At 54.7% G+C, this 13,265-nt stretch carries 9 protein-coding genes; 4 read left to right on the top strand and 5 right to left on the bottom strand.

Going from position 1 to position 13,265, the window contains the following annotated elements; all coding sequences use genetic code 11:
* The first annotated feature begins 28 nt into the window (after positions 1–28).
* Together ACO7SM_RS16130 and ybaL are read left to right on the top strand one after the other, a co-directional pair.
* Positions 29–1,249: an MFS transporter gene (locus tag ACO7SM_RS16130; RefSeq protein ID WP_490468369.1), complete on the top strand. Its 1,221-nt coding sequence runs from the start codon at positions 29–31 to the stop codon at positions 1,247–1,249.
* 235 nt (positions 1,250–1,484) lie between these two features.
* Positions 1,485–3,161 (top strand): YbaL family putative K(+) efflux transporter, encoded by a 1,677-nt coding sequence (gene ybaL, locus ACO7SM_RS16135; protein WP_490468370.1) that lies wholly within the window; start codon positions 1,485–1,487, stop codon positions 3,159–3,161.
* Between the two features lie 269 nt (positions 3,162–3,430).
* On the opposite strand, the gene ACO7SM_RS16140 is transcribed toward ybaL, so the two are convergent.
* A complete protein-coding gene (locus ACO7SM_RS16140; RefSeq protein WP_490468371.1) occupies positions 3,431–4,735 on the bottom strand; it encodes an inosine/guanosine kinase in 1,305 nt (434 codons plus the stop codon).
* A gap of 153 nt (positions 4,736–4,888) precedes the next feature.
* Here ACO7SM_RS16140 and aes point away from each other — a divergent pair, with 153 nt between their 5' ends.
* Positions 4,889–5,863, top strand: a complete 975-nt coding sequence (aes, locus tag ACO7SM_RS16145; protein ID WP_490468372.1) for an acetyl esterase — start codon at positions 4,889–4,891, stop codon at positions 5,861–5,863.
* Here the strand turns inward: aes and hemH are convergent.
* The 4 genes from hemH to ACO7SM_RS16165 all read right to left on the bottom strand — a co-directional run bounded on the left by hemH (position 5,854) and on the right by ACO7SM_RS16165 (position 11,071).
* Complete coding sequence (hemH, locus tag ACO7SM_RS16150; RefSeq protein ID WP_490468373.1) at positions 5,854–6,816, bottom strand: ferrochelatase; 963 nt, start codon at positions 6,814–6,816, stop codon at positions 5,854–5,856. The two genes, aes and hemH, sit on opposite strands and share 10 nt — an antisense overlap.
* Before the next feature lie 228 nt (positions 6,817–7,044).
* Positions 7,045–7,689 carry an adenylate kinase gene (gene adk / locus ACO7SM_RS16155; protein ID WP_192611422.1) on the bottom strand — a complete coding sequence of 215 codons (645 nt, stop codon included), beginning with the start codon at positions 7,687–7,689 and terminating at the stop codon, positions 7,045–7,047.
* A 176-nt stretch (positions 7,690–7,865) separates the two neighbouring features.
* Positions 7,866–8,771 carry a glycyl-radical enzyme activating protein gene (locus ACO7SM_RS16160; RefSeq protein WP_490468374.1) on the bottom strand — a complete coding sequence of 302 codons (906 nt, stop codon included), beginning with the start codon at positions 8,769–8,771 and terminating at the stop codon, positions 7,866–7,868.
* A gap of 8 nt (positions 8,772–8,779) precedes the next feature.
* Entirely contained in the window at positions 8,780–11,071 is a 2,292-nt protein-coding gene (locus ACO7SM_RS16165) for a pyruvate formate lyase family protein (RefSeq protein WP_490468375.1), read from the bottom strand.
* 243 nt (positions 11,072–11,314) lie between these two features.
* On the opposite strand from ACO7SM_RS16165, the gene ACO7SM_RS16170 reads away from it, so the two are divergent.
* Positions 11,315–13,228: a PTS fructose transporter subunit IIABC gene (locus tag ACO7SM_RS16170; protein WP_490468376.1), complete on the top strand. Its 1,914-nt coding sequence runs from the start codon at positions 11,315–11,317 to the stop codon at positions 13,226–13,228.
* Positions 13,229–13,265 lie beyond the last annotated feature (37 nt).

Raw genomic sequence — 13,265 nt, forward strand, 5'->3', positions numbered from 1 at the left:
GCAACCAAAACAACAGAAGTGACGTTCTATGGCAATGAGTGAACCAACCCAGCCGTTAACGAGCGCGTCTGCGCCCGTTGTTCAGGCACGCACATCGTTTGGCATTTTAGGCGCCATCAGCCTTTCCCACTTACTGAACGATATGATCCAGTCGCTGATCCTGGCGATTTACCCGCTATTGCAGTCCGAATTCTCGCTGACCTTTATGCAGATAGGGATGATCACCCTCACCTTCCAGCTAACCTCATCGCTCTTCCAGCCGGTGGTCGGTTACTGGACGGATAAACATCCCATGCCGTGGTCGCTGCCGATTGGAATGTGTTTCACGTTGAGCGGTCTGGTATTACTGGCGATGGCCGGCAGTTTTGGCGCGGTACTGTTAGCAGCGGCGCTGGTCGGCACGGGTTCATCGGTGTTTCACCCGGAATCCTCCCGCGTGGCGCGCATGGCGTCTGGTGGGCGTCACGGCCTTGCGCAGTCTATCTTCCAGGTGGGCGGCAACTTTGGCAGCTCGCTTGGCCCCTTGCTGGCTGCGATTATCATCGCGCCCTATGGCAAAGGTAATGTGGCCTGGTTTGTGCTGGCCGCACTGCTGGCGATTGTGGTACTGGCGCAGATCAGCCGCTGGTACGCCGCACAGCACCGGATGAGTAAAGGCAAACCTAAAGCGGCGATTATCAATCCACTCCCGCGCAACAAAGTGGTACTGGCCGTTGGTATCCTGTTAATCCTGATATTCTCCAAATACTTCTATATGGCGAGCATCAGTAGCTATTACACCTTTTATCTGATGCAAAAATTCGGATTATCGGTACAAAACGCGCAAATACATCTGTTCGCCTTCCTGTTTGCCGTTGCCGCAGGCACGGTAATTGGCGGGCCTTTGGGTGACAAGATCGGCAGAAAATATGTTATTTGGGGCTCTATTCTGGGTGTTGCGCCTTTTACCCTCGTTTTACCCTATGCAACTCTCTACTGGACGGGCATTTTAACCGTGATCATTGGTTTTATCCTCGCCTCTGCGTTTTCGGCCATCCTGGTCTATGCGCAGGAGCTGCTTCCGGGTCGTATCGGCATGGTTTCTGGCCTGTTTTTCGGTTTTGCCTTTGGCATGGGCGGCCTTGGTGCTGCCGTGTTAGGACTGGTTGCCGACCATACCAGTATCGATTTGGTCTACAAAATCTGTGCTTTCCTGCCACTTCTGGGGATACTGACCATATTCCTACCTGATAACCGACATAAAGCCTGATTTTCCTGCGGCCAAAGGCAAACTTTGGCCGCCCTCACTTCCAGTCACCGTAAGCCTTTGCTGTTCATCGACTCCCGTCGTTTTCCGATCCGTGCGTTTTTCTGCTTAAATTCCATTTTTCATCAAATTTCAACAATTATTCATAAACATAAACATTGAAATTGTCATAAACTATTACCTGGAATTTTGGTTTCCACGCCAAAAATGGATCAACACAACCCAGAAAGGAGACGGAATGCATCACGCCACCCCGCTTATCACCACCATTGTAGGTGGCCTTGTGCTCGCTTTTATATTCGGCATGCTTGCCAATAAACTGCGTATTTCTCCTCTGGTGGGATATCTGTTAGCGGGCGTTCTGGCCGGTCCTTTTACTCCTGGTTTTGTGGCTGATACTAAACTTGCGCCTGAACTGGCGGAACTTGGCGTTATCCTGCTGATGTTCGGCGTGGGGTTGCACTTCTCTTTGAAGGATTTGATGGCGGTAAAGGCCATCGCCATTCCCGGTGCGATCGCCCAGATAGCCGTGGCGACGTTACTGGGTATGGCGCTTTCCGCAGTGCTGGGCTGGTCACCGATGACCGGTATCGTCTTTGGGTTATGTCTTTCCACCGCCAGTACCGTGGTGCTGTTGCGGGCGCTTGAAGAGCGACAGCTTATCGACAGCCAGCGCGGGCAAATCGCCATTGGCTGGCTGATTGTTGAAGATCTGGTGATGGTGCTGACGCTGGTTCTGCTGCCTGCCGTGGCCGGAATGATGGAAAAAGACAACGTCGGTTTTGCGTCACTGGCAATCGACATGGGGATTACCATCGGTAAAGTGGTCGCGTTTATCGCGATTATGATGTTGGTCGGGCGTCGTCTGGTGCCGTGGATTTTGGCGCGTAGCGCAGCCACCGGTTCAAGAGAGCTGTTTACCCTCTCCGTGCTGGCGCTGGCGCTGGGGATCGCGTTTGGCGCGGTCGAGCTGTTTGACGTCTCCTTTGCGCTGGGGGCTTTCTTCGCCGGGATGGTGCTGAATGAGTCTGAACTGAGCCACCGTGCGGCGCATGACACGCTGCCGCTGCGTGATGCGTTTGCCGTATTGTTCTTTGTTTCCGTCGGCATGTTGTTTGACCCACTGATTCTGATTCAGCAGCCGCTGGCCGTACTGGCGACGCTGGCGATCATTATTTTCGGTAAATCCGTCGCCGCCTTTTTCCTCGTGCGTCTGTTTGGCCACTCCCAGCGTACTGCATTAACCATCGCCACCAGCCTGGCGCAAATCGGTGAGTTTGCGTTTATTCTGGCAGGACTCGGGATGGCGCTGAATCTGCTGCCGCAAGCCGGGCAGAATCTTGTTCTGGCGGGTGCGATCCTCTCCATTATGCTCAATCCGGTACTGTTTGCACTGCTGGAAAAATATCTCGCGAAAACTGAAACTCTCGAAGAGCAAACGCTGGAAGAAGCCATCGAAGAAGAGAAGCAGATCCCGGTGGATATCTGCAACCACGCGCTGCTGGTCGGTTTTGGCCGCGTCGGTAGCCTGCTGGGCGAGAAGTTAATGGCGGCCGGTATTCCGCTGGTGGTTATCGAAACCTCGCGTACCCGTGTTGATGAGCTGCGTGAACGTGGGATCCGCGCGGTGTTAGGCAACGCCGCCAATGAAGAGATCATGAATCTGGCGCATCTGGACTGCGCCCGCTGGCTGATTCTGACCATTCCAAACGGTTATGAAGCCGGTGAGATTGTCGCGTCCGCGCGTGAAAAATGCCCGGATATCGAAATTATCGCCCGCGCGCATTATGACGATGAAGTGGAATACATTACCGAACGGGGTGCGAATCAGGTGGTCATGGGCGAGCGCGAAATCGCCCGCACCATGCTGGAACTGCTGGAAACGCCACCCGCAGGCGACGTGGTGACGGGTTAATCCCTGGCCTGGCTCGGTTTGTAGGCCCGGTAAGCGATAGCGCCACCGGGCAATATTGCCGGATGGCGGCGAAAACGCCTTATCCGGCCTACGTGGCTGGAAACGCCCCCCGCAGGCAACGTGGTGACGGGATAATCCCTGGCCTGGCTCGGCTTGTAGGCCCGGTAAGCGATAGCGCCACCGGGCAATATTGCCGGATGGCGGCGAAAACGCCTTATCCGGCCTACGTGACTACATGCTTGCCCGATAGCGCCACCGGGCAAACAACATTAACGCTCCCAGTATGCCTCTTCGAGACTATCCTCACGCTCCGGCAGACCGCGCGTTAAACGTGGCGAATGCTGGTTCAGTACCTGATAGCTCACGCGGTTGGCATATTTACACACCTGTGCTAACGACGAATAGGTCAGCCAGCTAAATTGGTGTTTGCTGGAATTCGGCACGCTGGCACGGTGATAACTGTTGGCGGTGATATCGTGCAACAACGCCGCCAGCGCACCATCGCCCGCCCCATTGGTGTTCATGATTTTTTCCGGCCCGCCCATGTACGGCGCAATATGCGAATAAATACGCAGCGGGGTAATGCAATCTTTATGGCGCATCGCGCGGCTGAACTCGTACTGGTTAAACTCGGCAATCGCGCCCGGCAGCAGCGGATGCTGCGTTTTGCGCTTAACAGAATCTTCCGTAAAACCGGCCATATACAGACCGACAGGGCCAGCGGTGCAGAGCACTAAATCTACCCAATCCAACGCTTTATCAGAGGCCAGCAGCGGATCGTTTTCCCCGGTCAGCGCCTGCGCTTCTTCTTCGTTCATCGCCAGAATGGAGACATTCTCTTTCAGGAACGCCTGCCACCACTGCGGATTGTCAGCAATGACGAACTTCGTCCCCAGGGTCAGCACCACCGGGACATTGTATTTTTTGGCGTATTCAATCGCCTTCATGGTGGCTTCCGGCATCGGCTCACCCGGTTTGCAGCGCACCAGATAAGAGGTCAGCACCAGCGCAGAGGCGCCAGCAATCACCGACTCCGGAATACTGTCCGCATGCAGTTGGTTCATGTATCCAGGGCTTATCGCAAAGGTGCGTTCGCCAGACTCGCTAATCAACGTAAAGCAACGACCAATCGGGCCATCAACGCCCTGCAAATAGTTCAGGTCGGTACGGCTGGAGGTATTGCACAAATAACGATAGGCATAGCCGCCAATCTCGATATTGCTGCACATCACACCGAGCAGAACGGAACGGTCATCGGCCAGCACCGAGTAATTGTGCATGGTATTACCGATGGTGCCGCCCGCAAATTGATGGGTGATCAGATCCTCGCGAACCAGTTCCTGATACAGCGCTTCCGCAACATCATCTTCAATGACCAGCGAATGTCCGGCGCTCAATCCATAACGTTGTACAAAGTCGTCATCGACTTTGGCTTCAATGTCCACCAGGGTCTGATCGATGCCCACGACCCATGACGCGCTGGTTTCGTTTTCGGGTTGTATTTGCTGCAGCAGCGGATCGCGCGCATTAACGGGGAAATAGTGTTTGGATTTGCGTTTACCGGGAAATTTCATGGTCGTTTTTACGGGGTGGCTAACGGAGCGAAGAATGGTAGCACATTCCTTCCTTATCGCGCGACGTGAGGCAGAGTTTCAATATCGGACGACGGGATCGCAGTTTCTCGGGCGACAGTTTCTACAATGGATACCTTTCACAAGGAGCGTTTTATGAAACCGGAAAACAAAATCCCCGTCCTTGCGCGCATTTCACCTGAAATGAACGTCGTGGCGAACTTTCAGCAAGAAAACCTGCCGCCCTGGCCCGTGAATGGCGATATCAACGCTCAGCGCCAACACTACACCCGCGAACGGCAGTTCTGGAATGCCGATGCGCCAGAAATGAACACCCGAGAATACGCGGTTCCAACCCCGTTTGGGGCGATCGCCACGCGCCTTTACTTTCCACAGCCTGAGAGCAAAGCCACCCTGTTTTACCTGCATGGCGGCGGATTTATTCTCGGCAATCTGGACACCCACGACCGGATTATGCGGCTCCTGGCGCATTACACCCAGTGTACGGTTATTGGCATCGATTACACCCTGTCGCCGGAAGCCCGATATCCGCAGGCGATTGAAGAAACCGCCGCCGTCTGTCAGTTCTTCCACCAACATGCGAACGCGTTCTCGCTCAACATGCAGAAAATCGGTTTTGCCGGAGATTCCGCAGGCGCCATGCTGTCGCTCGCCAGCGCACTTTGGCTACGTGACAAGCACATTGTCTGCGGTGAGGTGGTCGGGGTTCTGCTCTGGTACGGACTGTATGGATTGCAGGATTCGGTGAGCCGCCGTTTGTTTGGCGGCGACTGGGACGGGTTAACCCGTCAGGATCTCCAGAATTATGAACAGGCCTATCTGCGTGACGCAGACGATCGCGAATCGCCGTACTACTGTCTGTTTAACAACGACCTGACGCGCAATGTGCCGCCGTGCTTTATTGCCGGAGCGGAGTTTGATCCCTTAATTGATGACAGCCGCCTGCTGCACCAGACGTTACAGGCGCATCAGCAGCCCTGCGAATACAAAATGTACCCCGGTACGCTCCACGCCTTTTTGCACTACTCACGGATGATGAAAGCGGCCGATGATGCTCTGCGCGATGGCGCACAGTACTTCACACAGCAACTGGGTGACGCTCAGCAATAAGGCGCCGTCAGTTTTACCATCATTTCGATATGTTCTGGCGCATCGTTAAGCGCCGGAATATATTCATATTTTTTACCGCCTGCGTCGAGGAAGACCTCTTTATTCTGCACCGCGATTTCTTCCAGCGTCTCCAGACAATCTGCCGAAAATCCCGGGCACATGACCTGAATATGCCCCACGCCCTTTTCAGCCAGCATTTTTAGCGTCTCGTCGGTGTACGGCGTCAGCCACGGTTCACGCCCAAAGCGCGACTGAAAGGTCATCATGACTTTGTCAGGTGCGACGCCGAGCGCAGAAACCAGTTCCCGGGTGGTATCACGACAACGCTGGGGGTAGTCGTCACCTTCATCGGCGTAACGCTGGGGAATACCGTGATAAGAGAGCAGCAGTAAATCCGGCTCGCCATGCTGGGCAAAGGAGGCGCGCGCGCTATGTGCCAGCGCGTCAATATACGCACGGTCGTCAGCATAATCGCGAATAAAAGAGATCGCCGGAATACGCCGTTTCCCCGCCAGAATGCGCGCCAGTTCATCCCACACCGCAGCGGCCGTCGAGCAGGAATATTGCGGGTAAAGCGGCAAGACCACGATGTTATCCACACTATTGGCCAGCAGTTCGTCAACCGCGCTTTCCAGCGAGGGCGAACCGTAACTCATCCCCAATGCGACAGGCGTGTCAGGAAGCCGTTCGGCCAGCGCCTGCTGTTGCCTGCGGCTGTAGACCATCAGCGGAGAGCCCTCTTCCAGCCAGACCGACTGGTAGAGTTTTGCCACGCGCGGCGCACGCAGTGGCAAAATCACACCGCGCAGGAGCGGCCACCATAACAGCCGGGGGGTATCGACCACGCGTGTGTCGCTTAAAAATTGCTTTAGATAGCGTTTGACCGCTGCAGGCGTTGGGGCATCGGGAGTGCCAAGGTTAGCCAGTAGAATACCGGTTTTCGTCTGACGCATTACCGCCTCTTGTCCATTCATATTGCGGAGAATTGTAGCGGAAAAGTGAGGAAGAAGAACTAATTGCTGCGAGAGGTAAGACGGGAATTTGCCTGATGGCGCTAACGATGCCGGTAGGCCGGATAAGGCGTTTACGCCGCCATCCGGCACCGATTGCCTGATGGCGCTGCGCTTATCAGGCCTACAAGATAATAGCAGGCCTGATAAGAGGTTCACTACGCGAAAAACTTAACCGAGGATTTTTTCCAGGTCAGCACGCACTGAAGCCACGGCCTGAGTACCGTCAACTTTCGCGTATTGGGTGTTGCCCGCTTCGGCTTCTTTCTGGTAGTAACCGATCAGCGGCGCAGTCATCTGATGGTATTCGACCAGACGCTTACGTACGGTTTCTTCCTGGTCGTCTTTACGCGTGGTCAGCTCGTCGCCGGTCACATCGTCTTTACCTTCCACTTTCGGCGGATTGAATTTGACGTGGTATACACGGCCAGATGCCGCGTGAACACGACGACCGACGATGCGATCGACAATCAGCTCGTCCGGTACGTCAAACTCGAGAACATAATCGACCACGATACCCGCGTCTTTCATGGCGTCAGCCTGCGGAATCGTGCGAGGGAAACCGTCGAGCAGAAAACCGTTGCGGCAGTCTTCCTGAGCGATGCGTTCTTTCACCAGTGCAATAACCAGCTCATCGGTCACCAGTTTACCGGCGTCCATGATGTCTTTTGCTTGTTTGCCCAGCTCGGAACCCGACTTCACTGCGGCACGCAGCATATCACCGGTGGAGATTTGCGGAATACCATACTTCTCCATGATGAACTGAGCCTGAGTGCCTTTACCCGCGCCCGGAGCGCCAAGCAGAATGATACGCATTACGAAAATCCCCTTAAAGGTTGTCGATATTTTTAAAAAGCGCTAAACGATACCACCATCACGCAATTGTCTCAAGAAAGGTGCCTTCCGCTGAAACGGTTAACAGTAGGATATCGTGAAATATTTTTAATCACGCCGTTTAAATCCTGCGTAAATTCTGCTTGCGGAATCTGCCTCTACCCCCGACGCACCGCTTTTCCTCCCCCCTGATTCAGAACGTCCAGCGCTTTCGCCACAGTCGCGTCGTCCGGTACGGCAATCGTGCACACCGGGATCTGCCCCAACTCACGATGTTTCGCCATGCCTAAATTATGGTATGGCAATATTTCGCTATGCTGGATCGCGTCGTAACGGGCGGTGATAGCGCGGATCGCCGCAAGATGCTCATCATTGAAGTTATACCCCGGAATGAGCGGACAGCGCAGGATAACCCTGGCGCCCATCTCATTGAGCGTTTCCAGTGTCGTCTCCACCACGCGTTTGGCGATACCGGTATGCGATTTATGCGCACGTGCATCAGTCACTTTATAATCGAGCAGGAAAAGATCCACCCACGGGGCGATTTCACGATAGCGCTCAGGGCGCGATGCGCCGTTGGTTTCAATGCAGACGTGCAAACCCGCGGCTTTCGCCGCTTTTGCAAGTGCCAACGCAAAGGGGAACTGGAACATCGCCTCTCCCCCGGATAACGTTATTCCCCCCCCCGTTTTCTCAAAGTAGGGCTTGTCCTTAATGACCTCGGCGATGATATCGTCAACATCCCGGGTCTGACCGTAGATTTTAAGCGCTTGCGCCGGGCACGCCTCAACGCAGCGTCCGCACGCCTGGCAGGCAGAGTAGTCAATCTCATGCCGACCCTGGACAAATTGGTGGCAATTGTGCGGGCAAACCTCAGCACATCGCTGACATTGCAGGCATTTATGCGCCATAAACGCCAGTTGTTTTTCCGCCCTCAGCGATTCGGGATTGTGGCACCAGACGCAGCGCATCTGGCAGCCTTTCAGAAATACCGTAGTACGGATCCCTGGCCCGTCGTGAAGAGAAAATTTCTGAATATCAAAAATCGTACCCGTCTCGCTCATCGCGCACCTCAGTCGTTAAGCGTACGGTTGAGGATTTCCTGCTGAACATCTCTGTCCAGATTGACGAAACGCGCGCTGAATCCGCCGACCCGCACAATCAGGTTGGGGTATTGTTCCGGGTGCTGATACGCCGCCTCCAGTTCGCCCTTGCCTACCACACTGACCATCAGTTGCGGCCCGCCCCGCTCAAAATACGAGTGCATCAACGCCTCAACCAATGGACGACGGGAGTTGAAGAGCCCTTTACTGAACTTGATGTTTTGTACCGAACCGGCGTGATATTTCGCCTCCAGTTTCAGCAACGAGTTAAGCATCGCCGTCGGGCCATTTTTATCCGCGCCGCTTTGTGGGTTGTTGGCATTGCTCATATAAATGCCTTTGTGCCGCCCATCCGCCGAGGCGCTGGTGGCACGCCCCCATTCGGTATTGACCTGGTTGTTGATGATCACCACCAGATAGCTGTCCAGCCCCACCCGCTTCGCCGCGTCACGCACGCCGTTGCAGACATAGCGATGCTGCATCACCGCCAGGTCATCGGCGGCATTGTCGTCATTACCGAACTTCGTCGCGGCAATCAGCGCGCGTTTCAGGTCGTCGTACCCCTGAAAATCCGCTTTCAGCGCCGCAATCAGCGTCATATAGCTGTAGCGTTGTTCGGTAAAAATGACCTGTTTGATGGCGGTCAGGGAATCTGCCGCATTGGTGTTTCCGTAGGTTTCGTTAGTCCCGCCCAGGTAACGCACGCCGCCATCAAGCAGGGCTTTGCCGCGCGCCACGCAGTCTGCCGTCAGCAGTGAGGTGAATAAAAACCCGACTTGCTCATTCATCACCTGATAAGACAACGCCTGGGCGCGTGCCGTGGTGTCAATGTAGTAATCCAGCAGGCGCTGATAGTTACTGAGCACATCATCAAAGCAGGTTATCTGTTCGGGCTGAATGAATGCCACGCCACCGCTTTTCTCTTTGCCATCCCAAAAATCAATGCCGCCGCTGAGCGAAATATTGAGAATTTTAAGTAAGTTCATGCAGGTGTTCGGCGTGCCGACGCTCCTTCCGGCCAGTACGAACTCGCCGCAGCCAAAGGGAACATACTGCTCGGCTTCCGCTTCCGGCACCTGCATGGCGTTCATCACCGCCGGAATATTCACGTCATCGTTATACAGGATGGGATAGGTCAAACCGGTGCCAATCACCGCCAGCGCCTGTTGCCAGATAGCGGTGTCCATCCCGTCATAGATACGCAATGTAAATTGCGGTTCCGTATCGCCATTTTCCTCGACGGCCTGAATCGCCAGCCGGCAATAGACATCAGCATTTTTCGGGTTACGTCGCCCTTTCCCGCCGACGACAACACGGCCATTCACCGTGGTTTTACGCGCTTCAATCAGACGATAGTGGGAGCGAATACAGTCAATAGCCTGCCGTTCGGTAAGTCGCCCGGCCTGAAAATCCGCCACCAGCAGATCGCCAAGATAGTCATCCATGCGCCCATAGTTCACCACGCCCGCGCACAGGCTATACAGCCAGCTCAACTCAATCCCCTGAATAAAGGTGGCCGGTTTATCACTGCGGATAGCCGCCAGTTCACTCATTAACAGCACCAGATGCCGGCAGCGATCGGTATCCGTGCAATTCACCATTTCCTCTGCGGCAAGCTGAATGTGTCGGTCAATCACCTGCTGCAAAATGCCCAGCACATCGTGAAAGGCCTGGTACAACTGAATCGCCGTCTCATCCTTCACGCTTTCAGCCAGTTTCTGTTGTTGGTCAATGCGCAAAAGCAGCCCGCCAATCCCCAGATCCATCAGTTGTGGGTAATCCAGATACATCCCGCTTAAACGCGCAGTAGCAATCGCCGGGAAGTTAACATCGACAAACTTGCCCAGCGTGTCGCCGGTGAGCGCCTGACGGAAATAGACCGTACGGGTGTCATACTCGCGCCAGAAGTGCTCAAGCGCATCAACCCTCTCCCGCAGGGCCTCGGTTTCCAGCGTGTCCCGCAACTGGCTTAACTTCGCAAAATGGCAGTAGTGACCAACGCCGCCCACCGAAGTGACGCAACCAAAGCCAATCGGCAGCGCGTCGACACGCCCCAGAATAAGATCGTCGGCGAAGGGACGGCGGAACAACGTGGGATAGAGTTCCTGCAGGCAGCGAACTTCACGCGCAAAGCGCTCCGGCGTTGACTGAAATGCCCGGGTGTAGGCTTCCATGATCGCGAGTTGCTCTTGCGGGCTTTTTTCACACGGGATCTTTTTATTCACGTCGACCTGTTCGGCGATGATCGGTTGTTTGCTCACAGTTCTGTCTCCACATAAACATCGTCCCTCTATTAACTTGTAATTACAAATAACCGTCTTTGACCTAAATCAAGAATCCTGAAATGAGCAAATCATCGCCAAATGGAATGTGTGAAATCGCCAGCAAATCCAAATGAACGGGATGTTGTGCGGCTAAAGTCATGATCAATATCAAGATCCCTTTCAGGGGAAGCTTTTAGCCTCTGCGAAAGTTGTAAATACAAATAATCATGAGAGTCTACTGTGAAGATAAACGACCTGATTCATCCGGCGTTGATTTGTCTGGATCTCAAATCAAGCCAAAAAGAGGCAGCCATCGCCGAACTCGCAGACCTTTTGTTCCGCGAGAATAAAATTCGCCACACCGGGGAATTTATCCAGGAAATATGGGCAAGAGAGGAGACGGGAAATACCGGATTTGAAGGCGGCGTTGCGCTCCCGCACGCCCGTAGCCACTGTGTTTTATCGCCTGCCGTCGCGATTGGCATTAGTCGTCAGGGCATTGATTACGGCGCTGAAGATGGGCAACCCACCCATCTGATCCTGATGATCGCCTCGGCGGAACAGGCCAGTGAAGCCCACATTGAAGTTCTGGCGCAGATCTCTTCCCGGCTGGTGGAAGATGACAGCGTCAGTCAGATCCTCGCCTGTCAGGATGTTCAGGCGGTCATGGATTATTTCTGCCAGCACGATGACGCATGTTCCGGGACGGTAAACACCGCCGCCTCACGCGGGCTGATCATCGGCGTGACGGGTTGTCCTGTGGGCATTGCCCACACCTATCTGGCCGCAGAGATGCTGGAAAAAGCAGCCGCGGAGATGGGCTATGAGGCCATTGTCGAAACCAACGGTTCTATTGGCGTAAAAAATGCGCCGACCGGGGACGATATCGCCCGGGCTGACGCGATTGTTGTCGCCTGCGATAAACAGGTCGACCTGGATCGCTTTAACGGTAAGAAAGTGGTCATCACGGGCGTCAAAGCCGCCATCAAAGATGCGCAAGGGTTAATTCACCAGGCGCTGGCGGCACAACCTTACCAGGCGAAAGGCACGGTCAAATCACAGGCGTCAACCACTACGGTACGTAGCCAGTTATACAAATCGCTGATGAACGGGGTTTCGTACATGATCCCGTTTGTCGTGACCGGCGGCTTAATGATCGCCCTGGCGCTGGCGCTGGGCGGCGTACCGACACCGTCTGGACTGGCTATCCCGGAAGGCAGTTTATGGAACCAGGTGCTGAATGTCGGCGTCGTCGGATTCACCCTGATGATCCCAGTCCTCGCCGGGTATATCGCTTATGCGATTGGTGAACGGCCCGCGCTCGCGCCAGGACTTATCGGCGGTTGGATTGCCAATACCGGTTCGTTTTACGGCGCCAGCGCCGGATGCGGATTTATCGGCGCGATCATTGCCGGGCTGCTGGTGGGCTATTTCATCCGCTGGTTGACCCATCTTTCCTGGCACAAAATGTTGCTACCGCTGGTGCCTATCATGATTGCCCCCATTGCGGGCACCGCGTTCATTGCCGCCTTATTTATCTTTGTCATTGGCGCACCGGTGGCCGACCTGATGGCTTTCCTGAACCATCTGCTGACCAACCTTTCCACCGGCAATATCATTCTGATTGGTCTGGTGATGGGACTGATGCAGGGCTTTGACATGGGCGGCCCGTTTGGCAAAGTGGTCTTTATGTTCAGCGTGGGTCTTATCGCCCAGGGGCAAACGCAGTTTATGGGCGCACAGGCGGCAGCCATCCCGGTTGCTCCGCTGGGCATGGCGCTGGCGGCCTTTATTGGCAAGCGATTGAATTTGTTTGACGATGAAGAGTACGAAAACGGTAAAGCGGCGGCAGCGATGGGGCTGGTCGGTATTTCAGAAGGCGCAATCCCCTTTGCCGCCCGCGATCCGCTGTCGGTGATCCCGGCCAATATGATTGGCTCTGCGGTGGCATGCATACTGGGCTTTGTTTTCAGCCTGCATTGCAATGTCGCACATGGCGGCCCGATCATTGTTCTGCTGGGCGGTTTTGATCAGCCGTTAATGGCGCTGGTTGCGATGGGCAGCGGCATTATCACCACTGCTGCAATTGCTATTGCGCTCAAACGACTTAGAATGACGAAAAAGCAGCAATTTCTCGTTCAACCGCAAGCCTAACAAAGGGCGCGTCGTAAGACGCGCCACAACGGACGCC

It is taken from the genome of Citrobacter sp. LJND-P06 (assembly GCF_058188415.1).